15 protein-coding genes are annotated in these 18759 nt (G+C 45.1%); 10 read left to right on the top strand and 5 right to left on the bottom strand.

Going from position 1 to position 18759, the window contains the following annotated elements; all coding sequences use genetic code 11:
• The first annotated feature begins 47 nt into the window (after positions 1 to 47).
• A complete protein-coding gene (locus tag AC23P2_RS07690; RefSeq protein ID WP_487772645.1) occupies positions 48 to 1373 on the top strand; it encodes a DEAD/DEAH box helicase in 1326 nt (441 codons plus the stop codon).
• Between the two features lie 70 nt (positions 1374 to 1443).
• Here AC23P2_RS07690 and AC23P2_RS07685 read toward each other — a convergent pair whose 3' ends face one another.
• From AC23P2_RS07685 to AC23P2_RS07675, 3 genes are all read right to left on the bottom strand, one after another.
• Positions 1444 to 2973: a Do family serine endopeptidase gene (locus AC23P2_RS07685; protein WP_487772644.1), complete on the bottom strand. Its 1530-nt coding sequence runs from the start codon at positions 2971 to 2973 to the stop codon at positions 1444 to 1446.
• 117 nt (positions 2974 to 3090) lie between these two features.
• A complete protein-coding gene (locus AC23P2_RS07680) occupies positions 3091 to 4353 on the bottom strand; it encodes a sensor histidine kinase (protein ID WP_487772643.1) in 1263 nt (420 codons plus the stop codon).
• Positions 4350 to 5024 (bottom strand): response regulator transcription factor, encoded by a 675-nt coding sequence (locus tag AC23P2_RS07675; RefSeq protein ID WP_487772642.1) that lies wholly within the window; start codon positions 5022 to 5024, stop codon positions 4350 to 4352. The genes AC23P2_RS07680 and AC23P2_RS07675 overlap by 4 nt, the downstream gene beginning before the upstream one ends.
• Before the next feature lie 483 nt (positions 5025 to 5507).
• Here AC23P2_RS07675 and AC23P2_RS07670 point away from each other — a divergent pair, with 483 nt between their 5' ends.
• Together AC23P2_RS07670 and AC23P2_RS07665 are read left to right on the top strand one after the other, a co-directional pair.
• On the top strand, positions 5508 to 6098 hold the full coding sequence (locus AC23P2_RS07670; RefSeq protein WP_487772641.1) for a DUF4136 domain-containing protein: 591 nt from the start codon (positions 5508 to 5510) through the stop codon (positions 6096 to 6098).
• Complete coding sequence (locus AC23P2_RS07665) at positions 6095 to 6736, top strand: hypothetical protein (protein WP_487772640.1); 642 nt, start codon at positions 6095 to 6097, stop codon at positions 6734 to 6736. Before AC23P2_RS07670 ends, AC23P2_RS07665 begins: the two co-directional genes overlap by 4 nt.
• A gap of 178 nt (positions 6737 to 6914) precedes the next feature.
• On the opposite strand, the gene AC23P2_RS07660 is transcribed toward AC23P2_RS07665, so the two are convergent.
• Positions 6915 to 7877 (bottom strand): hypothetical protein, encoded by a 963-nt coding sequence (locus AC23P2_RS07660; protein WP_487772639.1) that lies wholly within the window; start codon positions 7875 to 7877, stop codon positions 6915 to 6917.
• Positions 7878 to 7969: 92 nt separating this feature from the next.
• Positions 7970 to 8386, bottom strand: a complete 417-nt coding sequence (locus AC23P2_RS07655; RefSeq protein WP_028525574.1) for a Fur family transcriptional regulator — start codon at positions 8384 to 8386, stop codon at positions 7970 to 7972.
• Between the two features lie 100 nt (positions 8387 to 8486).
• On the opposite strand from AC23P2_RS07655, the gene mog reads away from it, so the two are divergent.
• The 7 genes from mog (at position 8487) to AC23P2_RS07620 (ending at position 18591) form a co-directional block, all read left to right on the top strand.
• Positions 8487 to 9008: a molybdopterin adenylyltransferase gene (mog, locus tag AC23P2_RS07650; protein WP_487772692.1), complete on the top strand. Its 522-nt coding sequence runs from the start codon at positions 8487 to 8489 to the stop codon at positions 9006 to 9008.
• A gap of 337 nt (positions 9009 to 9345) precedes the next feature.
• Positions 9346 to 9954: an RNA polymerase sigma factor gene (locus AC23P2_RS07645; RefSeq protein WP_487772638.1), complete on the top strand. Its 609-nt coding sequence runs from the start codon at positions 9346 to 9348 to the stop codon at positions 9952 to 9954.
• 79 nt (positions 9955 to 10033) lie between these two features.
• Complete coding sequence (locus tag AC23P2_RS07640; RefSeq protein WP_487772637.1) at positions 10034 to 11131, top strand: FecR family protein; 1098 nt, start codon at positions 10034 to 10036, stop codon at positions 11129 to 11131.
• 159 nt (positions 11132 to 11290) lie between these two features.
• Entirely contained in the window at positions 11291 to 14707 is a 3417-nt protein-coding gene (locus tag AC23P2_RS07635) for a TonB-dependent receptor (RefSeq protein ID WP_487772636.1), read from the top strand.
• A 19-nt stretch (positions 14708 to 14726) separates the two neighbouring features.
• Entirely contained in the window at positions 14727 to 16508 is a 1782-nt protein-coding gene (locus tag AC23P2_RS07630) for a RagB/SusD family nutrient uptake outer membrane protein (RefSeq protein ID WP_487772635.1), read from the top strand.
• A gap of 26 nt (positions 16509 to 16534) precedes the next feature.
• Entirely contained in the window at positions 16535 to 17038 is a 504-nt protein-coding gene (locus AC23P2_RS07625; protein WP_487772634.1) for a DUF5018-related domain-containing protein, read from the top strand.
• 92 nt (positions 17039 to 17130) lie between these two features.
• Complete coding sequence (locus AC23P2_RS07620) at positions 17131 to 18591, top strand: endo-alpha-N-acetylgalactosaminidase family protein (protein WP_487772633.1); 1461 nt, start codon at positions 17131 to 17133, stop codon at positions 18589 to 18591.
• Positions 18592 to 18759: the final 168 nt, after the last annotated feature.

Below are 18759 nucleotides of genomic sequence, written 5' to 3'. Positions count from 1 at the left end.
CGTGGGAAGTAGCTACTTTCCACGTTTTTTTATTTATACAAGATTACATGACATTTGACTCACTTCAATTAATTGACCCTATTCGCCGCGCACTAACGGCTGAGGGATACAAAACTCCAACCCCGATTCAGGCCGAAGCCATTCCGATTGTTTTAAACGGAAAAGATTTGCTCGGATGTGCCCAAACGGGAACGGGAAAAACCGCCGCTTTTGCCATTCCTATACTTCAACTTTTGTCGGAGCGGCAATTGCACCGAAATGCGAAACAACGCGCCATAAAAGCCCTAATTCTGACGCCAACCCGCGAGCTAGCGATTCAAATCGGGGAAAGTTTGGCCTCTTATGGCCGTTATACGGGTTTGAAACATACCGTTATTTTTGGAGGGGTAAAACAAGCACGTCAGACGGATGCCCTTCACAACGGTGTGGATATTTTAGTGGCAACGCCTGGGCGTTTGTTGGACTTGATGGCCCAACGCTTTGTAAGCCTTAAACATCTCGAAATCTTTGTGTTGGACGAAGCCGACCGAATGCTGGACATGGGTTTTGTGCATGACGTTCGGAAAGTGATTGCGGTATTGCCTCCGCGCCGACAATCGCTGTTTTTCTCGGCCACAATGCCCCCTGAGATTGTCAAATTGGCCGATACCATTTTGCACGAACCCGAAAAAGTAGAGGTGACTCCTGTGTCTTCTACGGTGGATTTGATTCAACAACGGGTGTATTTTGTGGACAAAGAAAACAAAGCAAATTTGTTGATTCACTTGTTGGAAGACCCAAAAATTGAGAATGCACTGGTCTTTACGCGTACTAAATTTGGGGCAGATAAGGTGATGAAAGTACTGATGCGTCATAACATCAAGGCGGAGTCAATCCACGGAAACAAATCTCAAAATGCACGCCAAAATGCGTTGAGCAACTTTAAAGCAAAAACAACCCGTGTTTTGGTAGCGACAGACATTGCCGCGCGTGGTATCGACGTGGATGAATTGGCGCACGTATTCAATTACGAAATTCCAAACATTCCCGAAACTTACGTTCACCGTATCGGTCGGACAGGGCGGGCGGGCGCTTCGGGAACGGCCTACTCTTTTTGCGAAACCGAAGAGCGTAAGTCGTTGAAAGATATTCAAAAACTGATTGACAAGGTGATTCCTGTGGTCGAAGAACACCCGTATCCACAGAGTCAGAAGCCTGGAAATGAGGCTGCTAAGTCTAGTCAACAGCCAGCAGCTCAAAAATCAAACAACTTCCAAAGAGCTAGACCTAAGCCGTCGGGCAATGCCCCTGAACAAGGAGCTGCCGCCAAGGCAAAGAGTGGACAACGTCCTTGGTATGCTAAACGCAACGAGGGCAAAAAAGGCCCTCGATAGTCATAAAAGAAACGCACTCGACAATCTGCCGAGTGCGTTTACTTCTCTTAACACAGCCATGAATTTACGTTTAAACGCTAAATCCAAACGTAAAACTGTCGGTAGGCTCGTCGGAATAAATCCCTTCGATTTGAACCCTTGTTCCTTTCTTGCCTTCAATAGCGCTTTTGAATTCTTGCACGGAGTGAATCGGCTTACCGTTCAACTTGGTGATGATGAATCCCTCTTGTACGCCTGCTCTTGAAAGTTTTCCTGCTTCAATGTTGCCTACTTTGGCGCCTCCTTCAATGCCGTTTTCTTTCAAAACTGTTTTTTCGCGGGGCGACAAGTCCTGGAGCTGAACCCCAAGATCATTCAAGACAATTTCGGCGGCATCGGGTTTCAATAATTGATTTCCACCGTCGCGGTTACGAAGCGTCACGGCCACGTCTTTGACACTGCCGTCGCGGCTGATGGTGAGTTTTGCCGATTCCCCAGGTTGTTTACGACCAATCAATTCTTGCAATTGAGGTACAGTATTTACGTTGTTGCCATCGACTTTCAAAATAACGTCCCCAGGTTTTAGACCTGCTTCTTTGGCGGCACTGTTGGGCGAAAACGATTTTACGTAAACCCCTTCAGTTTCTTTGACACCGTACTCATCGGCTTTTTTGCTGTCCAATTCGTCGAGCATAATGCCCAAATAACCACGTTGTACGTTACCGTACTTAATCAAATCGCCTGCTACTTTTTTGACCAAATTAGACGGTACGGCAAACGAATAGCCTGCGTAACTTCCTGTTGGACTAGCGATTGCGGTGTTGATGCCTATCAATTCACCTTTGAGGTTGACCAACGCACCTCCAGAATTACCAGGGTTCACGACGGCATCTGTTTGGATGAAAGACTCAAGCGGAGAGTCGCTTTTACGCGCAGGACCGCTAAATTCGTTTTGTTGTTTTTGACCAATGATACCCAATCCACGACCTTTGGCACTAATAATCCCCGTCGTAACAGTCGATTCCAAGTTAAATGGATTACCAACGGCCACAACCCATTCGCCAATTTTGGCCGCGTCCGAGTTTCCAAACGACAAGGCAGGAAGGTCTTTAGCCGAAATTTGAATCACTGCTAAGTCCGTAGAAGGGTCAGTACCAATGACTTTGGCTTTGTACGTGTGTTTATTGTTTAGAACAACTTCCAATTCTTCGGCTCCTTCAACGACGTGGTTGTTGGTGACAATGTACCCGTCAGGACTAATAATTACCCCCGATCCCGACGCTTGTTGTTTTTGCGGGCCGCCTTGTGGCATGTTGGGGGCGCGGTCGCCAAAAAACTCACGGAACGCTTCTGGAATCTGAAGTTGTTGGGCACTTTCTCCCCTCGTTTTGATAGTCGAGGTAATGTGTACGACGGCAGGCATTGAAACATCAGCGGCGTAGGTAAAATCACCTGGCACGCCAGCGGGGCCTCCTGCGGAAGTGAGCTTGGCCAACGAAGCTAACGGCGCTTCTTTCAATATAACATTTTGATTTGTTTGGTGGAGCAATTCTAAGGCTCCGACTGAAACTCCCCCTGAGATTAACCCTACCAAGGCGAGCTGTTTCCAATGTTGACTCATGGCTTTTTCGTTGTTTATAGGTTGTAAGAATCGTTTGTCAACGCCTTTGTGGCTGATTGATGCAACAAGATTACGGCGAGATTTTGTAGAGATTCTGTAGAAACTTTGCCCTGAGTGTTAAGAAATGTTAAATGAGATTTGGATGCGGTGCCAACCGTCTTGGAAGTGGTAAGAAATAGGGAAATGATAGGTGTCGGCAATCTGTTTGACAAGTGCGAGCCCTAACCCAACGGAATCGGTACGGGAAGAGCCTTTGCTGAATCTTTCCCAAAGTTGGTCAACGGGAAGGGTAGGTTGGGGGCCTGTATTGGATAAAATAAGGGTGCTCTTGCTGAGTTCAACCCGAATGCTGCCATTGGGTTGGTTGTGTTTGAGGGCATTGCCAAGTAGGTTGTTCAGCAATACATCCACCAACAATTTATTGATGTTGAGGCGAACATTAGGCGCAATCTGCTGGTGAAGGGTTAAGCCTTTGTCTTGAATGAGTGGCTCCCAAAGGTCGATTTTTTCTGAAAGCAACGAACTCAAATCAAGCTCCACGGAGTCGGCAAATTGACCGTTTTCTATTTTTGTTAACAGCAATAAACTGTGGTTCATTTTAGACAAATTGCCCACCGTTTCAATCAGATTACCGATGCGTTCGAGTTGTTCTTCGGTAAGGTTGGGGGCTTGAATGAGTAAGTCTAAATTGGACGCAATGACGGCCAGCGGCGTTTGCAATTCGTGCGAGGCGTTTTCGGTAAAAGTTTTGAGGCTTTGGTAATCTTGCCGAAGTTGATTGGTCAATTTCGTCAGATTGGACTGGAGCGTTTGAAATTCGGTGATGCTCGTTCTCCGAAACATCAGAGGCTCTTTTTGCGCCAATTGGAACGTTTTGAGGGTATCAAGGGTGCGATAAAAAGGCTTCCATAGGCTTTTGGAAAGGCGGTAATTGATAAAGAATAATAATCCTACTAAGACAATACTCAAGCCCGAAAAAGCGAGCAAAAGGGCTTGTTTGAGACCTTGGGTTTCGTACAGCGCTTTTCGGATATTAACTTGATAATAGCCGTTGAGCGTCGCAATCCCAAAACTAAGTTGACGATAAGCTAGGTATTCTTTTTGGACGGTACTAAACAAAACGGTGTCACCCATCAGCATCGGAACGGGAGGATGGGTGCGAATAGCCCAAAGGCTATCGGAAATAGAAAACCAGCGTTTGGGTAAAACTCCAATTTCATTGACATAGTCTTCCACTTGTTCTTTTTCGTGGAGCAACTGCTCTGAGGCTTCGTTGTCCATGATTTTGTGCAAAAACCAAAAGCAACTCACTCCCCCCACGGCCAAGGCGGCAAGGCAAGCTAGTAAGAAGGAGCGAGTGGCTTTGGTGATGAGCGTCATGCGGCAAATTTATAACCTACCCCATACACCGTTTGAATGTAGTCGGGGCAGCCTTGTTCGGATAATTTTTTTCGTAGATTTTTCATGTGTGAATAAAGAAAATCGAAGCTGTTGGCTTGGTCGATTTCATCGCCGTACAAATGTTCGGAAATTGAGCCTTTACTCAATACTCGGTTGGCGTTGGCGACCAAGTACATCAACAAATCGTATTCTTTACGGGTAAGCACGATTTCCGAATCATTTACCCACACTTCTTTGGAGTCAGGTACAATCCGAATGTCGCCAAATTTAATCTCGCGGTTTCCCGCAAACTGCCGCCGCCGTTGAATGGATTTGATACGTGCATTCAATTCCGATAAGTGAAACGGCTTTGTTAAATAGTCGTCGGCGCCAAGTTCAAGCCCTAAAATTTTGTCGTCGAGGGCATTTTTGGCCGAAATAATAATGACGCCAGCGTGGGGCTGCATTTTTTTGAGGGAGTCAACTAAATCGAGCCCCGAGCCACCAGGGAGCATGATGTCAACCAGTACGCAATCGTACTCATAGACCCCAATTTTTTCTTCTGCTGCTTGGAACGTAGCTACCCATTCACATACGTGGCCTTCACCCGTGAGGTATTCGCGTAAGGGTTGGGCCAAGGAGGTTTCGTCTTCGATGATTAAGATTTTCATAGGATTTGGTGGTGTAAATGCCCTTCAACAAACGTATTGGGTTGGTTGGGGGCTTACAGGAGATGAACTTAGAAAGTTGGTTAGTTGGGTAGTGATGGGTTCATCGGTTCTACGAAATATTCTTATAAACACAAATACGTGTTTTGAGGCCAATGTGTTGTGTCAACCCTTCTCTAAAGTTGAAATATTAAAATTTTACCCGCTGATTAGCGCAGATGAATGCGGTCAAGAAGTCCTTGTTATTGATTGCTCCAAAGGAGCTACATCTTAGTAGAAAAATGAATGAAATCCCCCCGATGGGGCTTTTGGATGGCCTTTGCACCTTTTTCTACTAAGATTTAGCCTCGCTGAGGCTACTTTTTTAATGCGTTCAACCTGTTAAAAGTTGAAAAAATACGGTTAAATGCAGTTTTCTACAGATTTTCTACAGAATCGTAGTATTCTTTTGGTCATGAAAATAACCCAATTAATAGCTAGAAAACAATGAAAACGTTCGTAAAAATGGGGTCAGTGGTTTTCGGGATGATTGCCCTGACCGTTTCAGCTGCTTTCGCCCAAGTAAGTGCAGGAATCAACCCCACTGCCGATTTGGGTAAGTACAAAACCTTTGCTTGGTTACGTCCTGACGTCAAAGCGGGGCCTAATCCGATGTATAATAGCGATTTGCTTTCGGCCACCGTCAAGCAGTCCGTGGGGGCGGAGTTGCTCGCCCGTGGGATGAAGGAAGACGAAGAGGCTCCTGATGCACTCATTCAGTTTCATACTTACACCCAGCAACAACGCCGCACCAATTACTCAGGTGGTTTTTATCCCTACTTCGGTGGATGGGGACGTTGGGGCGGTTTTTATCCGTATGGAATGATGGGATGGGGCGGGGGCTACCCTTACCAAACCCAATACACCGAAGGAACATTGGTCATTGACATTTTGGATGCAAAAACCAAAGAAGTACTTTGGGAAGGGGTGGCTCAGGGCACTTTGAGCGGCAAAATCAACCGCATTCAAAACCAAATTAATTCGAGTGTTCGTAAAATGTTCAGTAAGTATTATCCTTTAAAACAAACATTGTCATGAAAACGCTAAAGCACGCTCCGTTTGAAGGAGTACGCCGATTTATCGGCATAGGGGTAGTCGCTTTCGCTACCCTTTTTACCCTCGATTCTTGTTCGCCTAATACATACACCATCGCTTCGGGTACTACTTACCAAAGTTATGTACCTCCCACTTGGGCTCCTCAAGGCGCTGCGGTCGCGGGTGTTCAGTACTATTATTTGCCCGATTACGGCATGTATTACGACTTGTCGTCTCAACTATTTTGGTACAACAATGCGGGTATTTGGGCTTCATCGGCCTTTTTGCCAAGTATGTATGCTGGGATAAACCTTAATTCGGCCTATATCGTCATGCTTAATCAAGGCATCCGACGTCCTTGGTTAAATAACTCTTTTTACGTGCGTCGTTACCCCGCTGGTTATTACGCTCATCGGTCTGGTTTCTCTCCCGAAAACCGTATCTTAAACATGCCACGTTCGGCGAGTCCTCGGGTGGCAAATGGATATTCGGGACGACAAACGTACCGTAACGAATCGGCGAGAACATATCAAATGCAACCTCGACAGTCGTACCAATCGTATTCATCGCCAAGAAGTTATGGCGGCGGAGGATTCCGAGGTGGATTTGGAGGCGGTGGCGGACGCGGCGGTCGTCATTAATCCGTGCGATGTGCTGCCAGATTCTCAAATCTGGCGGAAGAGGTTTCTCAAAACCGAATAAAGCCAAGGTTTTGAGAAACCTTTTTGTCGGTTAGGAGTAACCGACTGCACACAATGTGTCGCCAGATTCTCAAATCTGGCGGAAGAGGTTTCTCAAAACCGAAATCCCCGTTGTTGGTCAATTCTGAATTATCAGCACATTGAATTTATTGCCATTAAAAAAATACTCCGACTCTCGGTCGCCAATAAAAAGTGCATCAACGCAAGCCGCTGTGTCGGTACAACCAAGTCGCGCGCTGAACCGACCTACTGTGTAGCGTTCGTTGCTGCTTGGTATCAAGTACCAATAGCCGTTATTGTATTGCACCCCGCCGAAGGTTGACACCTGGGCAGTTACCATCAATATGGCATTGGCGTTATTGTTACACATCGGGTGGTCAATTCTGATGGCGTAACATTTGCCTCCTGCGGAAGTTATCAAGGTAGGTGAACCCGAAAACGGAAGTGAGGAATAGGTGTTGACTCCTGAGGTTGCCGTTACTACAAAGGCCGCAGGATTGCTCCCCGAAAAACGAATGCTTCCACCCACATCCAACGTTGCTTGGGGCAAAGGTTGATTGACCCCTACTTTTCCATCATTGGCAATGCTCAGTCGTTCTTGCATGTTGAAAACGCCCCCCGAAAACGAATAGCCCGTTGAAAAAGTCATGCGAGCTGCCGAACTAGAGGTGCCAATGGTAGAGATAATTCCAGTGGTGTAGTTACTGCCTCCAAACAAAATAGAGTTGGTTAAACCCGTGCTTAACGTGTTGAGGTTTTGAAGTGAGAGGATGTTGGAGAAATTATGACGTATCGTAAGTTTTGAGGTAGGCGATTCGGTGCCTACGCCCAAGTTGCCCGTATTGGCATTGTAGAGGTTTGCCCCCGAATTGACCCAACCTGGCGTTGGGCTACCCGAGTTACCAACTGGTACATATACCGACCCATTCCAGAACCGAAGATCTTTAGCCGAATTATCATAATACAATCGGCCTTCTTGGGGATTGCCATTTGTATTGGGCGTAAGGGTTATGGACTGAGCATTCAGAGAAAGCACATTCAAAAAAAGAAGTGCTGCGGTTAGCATGGATAACTGTTTCATTGTCGTATAGAAATTTAAAGTGAGGGTATTCTTTACGACAAAAGTTGCTGCTAATGCTCAGAAAATCAATTTGTTTTAGTTAACGGTAAAAGTTACTTATTACAAATCGAACAAGTACCTTGAATCAATAAATTTACTTCTTTGGATTTGAAACCTGCGGGTAAGGCCAGAGACGGAACGTGAATATCTTCCAAACAAGTGGTTTTGCCGCACATTTGGCATTTAAAATGAACGTGGTCGTGGTGGTGATTATGTTCTTGGCAAGCATCTTTACACAAGGCATAGCGAAGGCCATCTTCGTCCAAAACCTTATGAATAATGCCTTTATCAACAAAGGTTTTTAGAGTACGGTAAATGGTAACGCGGTCGTAGCGGTCTTTTAAGCCATTTTCTAAATCCCCGTGCGAAAGCGCAGAAGCTCGGTTTTGTAAAATTTCTAAAATATCTTCACGGCAGCTTGTATGGCGTAATTCGTGTAATCGCAGGGTATCTTTGGCGAATGTATTCATGACCTTGTTATTTTTGCCCAAATTTATCAAGTTACCTTCGGATTTACCGAACTGAATGGGCTTTCTTTTTAAACGGTTGCTATAAATAAACTGTTCCATGATGATTAAAATAGGCATTATTAACGTTTCAGACCGCGCCAGTGCGGGCGTTTATGAAGACATTCCAGGGAAGGCGATTGTGTCAACGCTCAACGAATACCTGACCAGTTCTTGGGAACCTGTGTATCGGGTCATTCCAGACGAGCAACATTTGATTAGTCAAGCCCTTGTCGAAATGGCCGACAAAGAAGATTGCTGTTTGGTCGTGACGTGCGGCGGAACGGGCCCCGCACCCCGCGATGTCACTCCCGAAGCTACCGAGGCCGTTTGCCATAAAATGATGCCTGGGTTTGGAGAACTGATGCGGCAGGTGAGTTTGCAGTACGTGCCCACGGCCATATTATCCCGACAAACGGCAGGGATTCGGGGCAAAACGCTGATTGTCAATTTGCCAGGAAAACCATCGGCGATACGTCAGTGCTTGGATGCCGTTTTTCCCGCCATTCCGTATTGCATTGATTTGATTGGTGGGCCGTTTTTGGAAACCAACGAAGCCGTGATAAAGGTGTTTCGGCCCAAATAGCCTTTCCAAGGTTGAAATGGAAACTATCAGATTAAGCGCATAAAAAAAGTAGCCTCAGCGAGGCTAAATCTTAGTAGAAAAAAGAGGTAAAGGCCATCCAAAAGCCCCGATGGACTTTGAGGAGGATTTGATTAATTTTTCTACTAAGATGTAGCGCCTCTGGAGCAATCAATAGCCACTCCAGATTTTAATGCGTTCAACCTGATAAAAAAATTAAAATTTAATAATATATAAGCTTTGTTTAATAAAATATATTAAATAAAATCACATTGGATTGCTTTTTTGTATTGAAAATATTCTACATTTGCTCATAAAAATACCAAAAAAGCAGTTTTAGGTGCCTCTTCCTCAAAAAAATAGCGAAATCATAAGCGATTTGAAGCTTTGGAATCAGTTGATTGCTGATGACAAAGCCGCCTTTTCTGCGCTGTTTGAGAAGTATTTGAACCCTTTGGTAAATTATGGTAAGACTTTAATGCCATCGCACGAGAAAGTCAAAGATTGTGTTCAAGATGTGTTTGTGGATATTTGGCTGTATCGGCATTCACTCAGTGATGAAGTGGTGGTAAAAGCCTATTTATTTTCGAGTGTGCGCAAACGCATCGCGCGGTTGTATGAACGAGACCGCATTTTTCGGCAAACGACTCCATTGGAAGACCTTGAATTTTCGCTCAAGTTTTCGATTGAGCATTCCATGATAAACGATGAAACGTTGGAGTTGGAAGTTCGCCAGCTCAATCAACTTCTCAATACCTTACCACCTCGCCAAAAAGAAACTTTATACCTTCGATACCACCAAGGCTTATCGCTGGAGCAAATCGCTGAGGTATTAGAAATCAATCATCAGTCGGTTAAAAATCTGCTTCACCGCGCTATTTTACACCTTCGTAAGGAGTGGAAAGGCACGATTTCGCTTCTCATAATCGGTGGTTACCTTGCTCTGTGAAATTTTTTCAAAAAAAAATCTAAACAAGTGAGTACTCTTTAAACCTGCTGTCCTCTCTGCATTTGAAATTAATTTTTAGATGCAACCACGCGATTTATACACCAAAGTTGAAGACTTTCTTTCCGACGAATCTTTCCAGCGCTGGGTCAGGTTCAAGGAAAACCATACGCATTGGGAAGAATGGACCTTGGAGAGTCCAGAAAGGGCGAAGTTAGTCGCCGAAGCTAGGGTATGGGTTTTGTCAATGAAAATAGAAGAAACTGAGCTTTCGGCCCAAGAAATACAACAAAGCTTACAGGATACTTGGGAAGCAATACAGACGCAGACGCAACAAGTCCAGAAGCCAATTTGGAAAATGAGTTGGTTTCGGGTAGCGGCGGCGGTGTTGCTTGTTGGAACAGCAGCAATGACTTATTTTTTGGTACAAAAAAATCCAGCACAGGCGGTCATTACCTATAAAGACTTGGTGGAGAAAGATACCGAAGGATTGATAGAACAAACCAATAATTCAAATAAGCCGCAACTTATTACCCTTGCCGACGCCAGTTCGGTCCTATTACAGCCTAAAAGTAAACTTAGCTACCCCAAAGAATTTAGTGGCAACGAACGAAAAGTTTACCTTTCGGGAGAGGCTTTTTTTGAAATTAGCAAAAACCCCAGCAAGCCTTTTTATGTATATGCCAACGAAGTCGTGACCAAAGTTTACGGGACGAGTTTTCGGGTAATCGCTTATCCTTCTCAGCCCAACGTAGAAGTGGTAGTACGTACGGGAAAAGTAAAAGTGATGCCCAACGAGGAAATACAAACGGCTACCAAAGAAGGAATCATGCTTTTGCCCAACCAAGCGGCCCGTTTTGTGCGGAACAACCTTTCGTTTGAGAAAATCTTGGACATTACCCAAGACAAACCGCTTATCGCCTCAACCAATACCATCGAACAGTTGAGTTTTGAGTTTCGTGATATACCAGTAGAGCAGATTTTTACGACCATCGAACAAGCGTATTTGGTCAAAATTGAATACCCCAAAGAAAAATTGAAAGATTGCTACATGACAACATCCCTCAGTGATGAACCACTTCCCGAAAAGCTAAAAATTATCTGTGAAAGCTTAGGAAGTGATACACGCTACGAAATGAATGGAAATCAGGTAACAATTATTTCATCTGGATGTAACTAACCACCCCTAAACCCTTGTCTATGCACTAAAAAAGTAGCAAAAAAAAAGCGTCGAAATGCTGCAACATTCCAACGCTTCTAGTTTTCCTCAACCCTCTGCAAAGGGCGGGAATGTCATGTCAATACCAGTCTAATAGTATTAAAATTAACAATCAAAAGTATGGAAAAAAGTTTTATTCACCAACGGCTCCTTTTTCAGATCGTGAAAATATCGGTGTTTCAAATGATACTTGCTGTTGTTTTTGTGGGAATCGCAATGGCCATGCCCGCGAAAGGGCAAGAAATGCTTGACTCAAAAGTAACGCTTGTTCTCAACAACGTGAGCCTTGAAAATGCGTTGTCTGAAATTGAAAAAACAGCCCACGTCAAGTTTTCGTACAATTCGCGCACGCTAAATCTTAATCAGAAAGTAAGTGTGAGCGAAAAAAACGAATCGCTTTCTACAATACTCAATAAAATGCTCAAACCACTGAGTATTAAGTATGTAGTAGTGAGCAAGAAAATTGTGCTACGCAAAGAAATCGGCCCGAAAACGGGTTTTTTATACGAAAATGAAGAGTCGTCCAAACCACAAGTGCTTGCTAATGTGGACTGGGGCGTAAAAGGAACCGTCACCGACGAAAAAGGCGAAAAATTGCCAGGGGTAAGCATTACAATTAAAGGAACTACCCGTGGGACAACCACCAACGCCAATGGCGATTACGAAATTAGCGTTGCCGATGGGAAAGGTATTTTGGTCTTTTCATACATTGGTTACAAACCCCAAGAAGTCTTGATTGATAATCGTACCACTATCAAGGTAGCGCTGGTAACCGACACCAAGGCCCTTGAGGAGGTGATAGTGGTTGGCTATGGGACGATTAAAAAGGAAAAAAATATTACGTCTGTTTCAACCTTAGAAGCCGAAAAAATCACCAACCTTGGGGCTTCTTCGGTAGGAGAAACCTTAGGGGGGCGTATTCCAGGTATTATTGTCACCAACAGCGGTGGCGGTCCTGGGAAAAAACCTTCGATTTCGCTCAGGGGAGGCGGCACACCCGTTTATGTCATCGACGACATTATTTCTACTGAATTTCAATTTCAAACCCTCGGGGTCAACGATATTGAAAACATATCTTTCCTTAAAGACGGCCCCGCCACGGCGATTTATGGGGTAGCGGCGGGGAATGGCTTGGTATTGGTAACGACCAAAAGAGGAAACAACAAAAAACTTTCGATCAACTACAACTTTGGACAAGATTTGTCGCAACCTACGTATTTGCCTCGCAAAATCAGCTCGTACGAATTGGTGTCGTTGGTCAATCAAGTGGATGTAAAAGAAGGCAATCAGGGGCGATATGCCGAAAGTGATGTTCAAAAATACCGCGATCAAACCGACCCCCTCAATTTTCCAAACAACGATTGGCAAAAGCTTGTGTTGAAAGAGTTTGCTCCGCAGCAACACCACAATTTGTCGCTCAACGGAGGCAATGAACAAATCAAATACTACGCTTCATTGGGCTATTTGAACCAAGGAACGTTGTATCAATTTAATACCAACTGGTTGAAAAGATATAACTATCGCTTGAGCTTAACGGGCGATTTTGCCAAAATTGGCTTGAAAACCAGCATGACCATTTACGGGGTGGACGAAACCCGCCGCGACAATGCGAGCGGCTATGGGAGTGGTTATTTTGCGGTGTGGAGCCACATCCAAAATGCACCACCTACCGACAAAGCTTATGCCGATTTGGAACGTACAAAATACGCCAACAAAGGGGATCACCCCATTGTCGAAATCGACCCCCGCAGTGGCTATGTTCGCAACCAAGACCGCAATCTGAATGCCTTGTTGAACCTTGACTGGAAAGTGCCAGGCGTAGAAGGCTTGTCGTTTCGTGCCAACGGAAACTTGAGTCAGGTGCAGGCTTTTGGCAAATCATGGAACATCACTGCGCCCCAATATGGCATTGGTAGTTCGACACCCGCCAGCTCGAACCAGCCCAACCTTTCGGTTTCGACAACAACGGGTTATAATTATGTATTGCAAGGGTTTGGAAACTACGAACGAAAGTTTGGCAGCCATAACGTTTCGGCCATGTTTGGCTACGAAGAAGCCTACGGCTACAACGAAAATTTCAGCACGGGGCGTAACTCATACGTGTTTGGGATTGACCAGATTTTTGCGGGGCCGCAGTCAACGGCTATCAACAACGGTTCTAGTTTTGAAAACGTTAGAAATGGTTGGTTAGGACGCGTTCGTTACGATTTCAAAGAGAAATATTTGTTTGAAGGAAGTTTTCGATACGACGGAAGCGACTTGTTTCCCGCAGGAAAAAGAAAAGGATTTTTTCCTGGTGCGGCCTTGGGTTGGCTCATTTCCCACGAAAACTTTATGGGAAGTTTGATGGAAAAAAACATCATTAACCTCTTGAAAGCCAGAATATCGTACGGCTCAGTAGGACAAAACTCAGGCGTGAGTAGCTTTGCCTACGTACCAGGTTACTCCACAGGCAGTGGTTACGTGGTAGGTGGCGTACTTCAACCAAGCCTCAATGCCCCGAGCATTCCAAGCCCCGACATCAGTTGGTATGACCAACAATCGTTCAACACAGGTTTTGATTTTGCAACGTTGGGCAATAAACTCAGCGGAAGTTTGGACTATTTTTACTTGCGTACCACGGGCTACTTGGCTTCTCCTTCGGGTGTGGGGTACACCGACCCGCTTGGAACGGCCTTACCGACCCGCAAATCAAACGGTGCGTTTAGAAGAGCAGGTTTTGACTTTACGGTCAAATACAACAATAACATTGGGAAGTTGAAATATACGTTGGGCTCAAATTTTGTAAAATTTGACCAACTCTGGGAAGTAAACCCCAACGAGGACAGCACAACGCTCAAAAACCCCAATACGACTTCATATCATCAAATTGGGTTCTTACAAACGGCTTATTTGTCGGCAGGCTTGTACCAAAACTCTACCGACATCATGAACAGCCCGCGCCGAATGGCATCAATCGTTGCGCCTGGTGATATTATTTATCGAGACGTAAATGGCGATGGAAAAATTGATGGCGATGATTTTAGAAGAGTAGGGAAGTCAGCATTTCCACGGGTAACGTACGGTTTCACGGCCGATTTAACGTACGGAGGTTGGTTTATGAACATGCTTTGGCAAGGCAGCGGTAAACGTAGTATTTATTTGGGCGATGTCATCCAGAGTAATTATTCAACCAATATCCGCTACGAGTTTCAAACCAAAAACCACTGGGAGCCAGGAGCGGGCAATTCGCAATTCCCGCGCTTGATTTCGGGTGCAGCCGTCAACGGTGGGCACAATGCCGTGACGTCCGATTTTTGGGTGATAAACACGGGCTATTTGCGCTTGAAAGCCTTGCAGGTAGGTTACAACTTTAAAAATTATCTTTCCAAAGACCTAAAATTCATTTCAGACCTGAGAGTGACGTTGAGTGCAACCAACTTACTCACGTTTTCGAAGATAAAGCAATACGGCCTTGACCCCGAAACGGGAAGTAACAACAACTACGACTACCCGTCGCAACGTGTGTATGCCTTATCAGTAAATCTAGGTTTTTAACTCAAAGCAACTGAAAGCAATGAAACGATATATCACAAAAATAGTATTGATACTAACAGTCCTTTGTGTTGGTATTTACTCTTGTAAGCAATTGGACGACACCCGACCGTTTGACAAATTTGATGAGACAGCGGTGTGGAGTTCGAAGGGCAACGCCATGCTTTTTGTCAACGGCGTATATTCATCAGTGTTAGGTTTATATACCAACACCGTTGAAGACGAAGTTCGAACCAGTAATGTCATCCAAAGTGATGGAAACGCCTTTACAAGAGAGTCAATTACGCGAGACGACGATTACGGTTTTAACCAATTTAGCAAAATTCGTAGTTGTAATCTCATCATTGAAAAAGCAACGGCTTCAACTGCCTTGGGCGACGGAGATAAGGCAGAATTGGTAGCGCATGGTAAATTTTTGCGGGCCATGACCTACTACTGGCTAGCGCGTCGTTTTGGAAGGGTAATATGGGTGGAAAAAGTATTGACCGAAAACGAAACGAATTACGCGTTGCCTCAAACGGCCAACATCGCCGAAACCTATAACTTGATTATGAAAGATATAGACGATGCGATTGCTGGCCTGCCTGCTTCGTCGCCAGCGGGGCTTGCGTCTAAGGCTTCGGCGTATGCCTTAAAATCTGAAGCAGCTTTGCAAGCGGCGGCTTACACGGGGGATAATACCTATTACCAAAAAGCCATTGACGCGGCCAATGCTGTCATTGCAACGGGCAAGCCGTTGGAGGCCGATTACGAAGGAATGTTTAACGAAAAAGCGCGGTTTTCACCCGAAATCTTGCTCGCTACTTACCGCGACAAGTCCAATACCGTCGTATCAAACATTGCAGATATGCAAGAGGCCATCCCCAATGTGAACAACGACGACCTCAAATTGCGGAACGCCACGCCACTGTTTAAATTGGACAAAGTGTTTGAGGATTGGGGTAAATATTCTCCAACCCAAAACATCATTGACGAATACTTGGTCATTGATGCCGCCGACCCTTCCAAAGCGGTGAAATGGGATCAATCGTCGCAGTTTTTGAAAAATGTAACCAAAAAACAATCGTCATTCCTCGACAGTGCCGTAGTGACGGGTTCGGGAAGTATCAATGCAATCATTTATAACAACCGCGATAAGCGTTTGGCGGCGTCTATTGTCTATGACTCAACGGCTTGGTACGGTGAACTGGTGACAACCAACCGCAACGGAAACCTGAACCGAATGATTAAAGGAAGCCTGAACTCGGGCTGTTGTACCCAAATCACCAATGCTTATTTCCGCAAAGGAATTTATAACGTGTCTCCACGGCCTTTTTTCAACACGCCGGTGGATTATCACTGGGTGATTTTCCGAATGGGGCGCGTGTATTTGAACAAAGCGGAGGCGTTGCTGATGCAAAACAAAATTGCGGAGGCTGTGACGACGCTTAACATCACTCGTCAAGGCCACGGAGGCTTGCCACCCTCGACGGCTACTACCGCCGAAGATGCTTGGAAAGACTATAAGCGCGAGCGCAGGGTAGAGCTTTTCAAAGAAAAAGACTATTACTGGAGCTTATTGCGCTGGGGTAAATACGGTGGAAGTGCCAACGGAGGCGCAGCTCCTGGGGCTAAAATTGCCGAATTTTTGGAAAAACCGACGTACATGGAAATCAACGCAACGCGCAAAGGCTACCGCATCGAAGTGATTAATTTCCAACTCAATGACCAGCGTTTGTTTGACGAAACGCGCCGTTACTTGTTGCCGATTCAAAATTCGCAAATTGTACGCCACGGGGCGATGACGCAAAACCCTAACTGGTAAACGTTCACAAATAAATGAGAAAGACAATGCAAACAATACATAAAATGAAGTATTTGCTGATTCTTGGAATGGCATTGAGCTTGTCTTCCTGCCTCAAATATGGACTGGAAGATAATTTGCCCAAATTTAAGGATGCCCTTATCACGGAGGTTTTTATGGAGTATCGCTTTGAAGATTCCAAAGCAATGTCGGGGGGAAGCCCTGTGGTGCGGAATGTGACGCTTACGCTGACTCAAAAGCAATTTAAGCGGAAAGAAAGTACGGCTGGGGCGTCGCTTGATTCCTTGATTTTTAACGTAACTGTACCTGCGGCATCGGGGTCATTTACGGCCGAAGAAAAAGCCAAAGTGTCCAAAAATCGGTTGGTACTGATGACCAATATTTCGCCCGCTGCTACCATGGAGCCTTTGGAAGGCGCCCCGCAGCCAGGTTTGCCAGGTGATTTTTCCCAACCACGTAAGTACAAAATCACAGCAGCTAATGGCGATAGCCGCGTTTGGGTAGTGAAGATTGGCAATTTTAACAATTAAGTTTCCATAGATTCAGTAGATTTGATTCAACTGAAGGGGGAGAGGGAGCTTTCCTTCTCCCTTATTTTTCACCCAAAACGTTATTTTAACCAGTGTTACCCTTTACCAAATCGAAGGTTTTGACCCTCATTTTAACGCTTCAACTGGCGGTTGCGGCGGGTTTTGCCCAGCAAAAAGACACGATTCATATCAGTTATCCGACGGATTTGAAAGCCGTAATTCAACCAAAACATCGTTACGACCAAACTTTGACAATGAAATTGTTTTTGTCGCAAGCCTTGTATGATGGTAAATTTAAACGGAAAGACAACGGCGCATCTGACGTGGCACTGACTTTCGCACAAGCCCTGGAGGTCATCAAAAAAATGGATAAGTTGACCCTTGGGATTCCTAAAATTGTCTATCTCGTGGGTTGGCAATACAACGGGCATGATTCCAAATACCCCGCGTGGTTTGAAGTGAATGAGCGCCTAAAACGCCCTGAAGACAAAACAGCCTTGGAAAGTTTGAAATGGTTGATGAAAGAAGCTACCAAGTACCATACGGTGGTGAGCCTCCACATCAATATGTTTGATGCCTACGAAGACAGTCCTTTGTGGGAGACCTACGTAAAAAATAACATCATTGCGCGTAACGCCGACGGAACCCTGCGGGCCTGCGAATGGGGCTATCCGATTAGTTTGGCGCGTGAATGGGAGATGGGTTTTGCCCAAAAACGAATCGATCAACTGTGCCAAATGTTGCCGATTCAAAATGCCAAAACCATCCACATTGACGCCTTTCATACGTGGCCGCCTGTGCCTCAGCTGGTTGATGGAAAATATAAAGTAACGCTTGATAAGGGGCCAATTAGTCCATTTTTGGGTAATACAGTACAAGACGAAACGGCGGCACAGCGCAAGATTTTTCTTTACTGGGCTTCCAAAGGAATTGATGTTACCTGCGAGGGTGTCGATTTTCTACGCGAATCGTCGTTTGAGGGCTATCAGCCAATGGCTTGGTGGTTTACGGGGCTAGATAAATACCTCAAGTGGCCCGCAAATTATTACTGCGGTGGACAAGATAATTCCGAATGGGGGAAACTGTTTGGGACAAGTATGCACGGGGAGGATGTGGTGGTGAAAGACCCAAAACAGTTGATGGGGTTTTTACCACAATTTTGCACAAAAACCCTGATTTGGTATTATTTGAACCGCCTCGAACGAAAGTTTGTCGTCAATAATGCCTCCCAAAAATCGGTTCATTTTTCTCAGAATACCATCGCAACGCTCAAACAAAACGCCTATACGCTGGCAGCAGGAGAGGCTGTTTTGGCCGAAAACGATGATGTTTTTGTGCCTGCCTTGTGGTTGAAAAAGCCCTCGGTGGTTGCTTACAGTAAAAGTGGCTACCAAAATCGCGCATGGAAACTTCCCCCCTCTTTTCGGGGAAAAAAGCAACTTTCGGTGTCTTTGATAACAACAGAGGGACTACAATTATCAAAAAAGGTAAAGGTGGAGGCAAATTCGGTCATGCTGACACTTGGCGCTGGCGAAGCCGTTTTGATTGATTGAGTGCTTATGGGCAGTTTCAGACCTGATTGTTATTATTTTCATGTGTTCAATTTTATTTTCTATGGCTTTCCGACGAAGCGTTATACTAATTACAGTTTTCTTTATTCACACTTTTCTTTCATTTAGCCAAGTTTCAGTGACGAAATTTGGCGCACTGCCCGACGGTAT

The organism is Runella sp. R0.1_18 (assembly GCF_057652155.1).
Note: the sequence above shows the minus strand (reverse complement) of the source record. Positions and strands in the feature narration are given on the sequence as shown.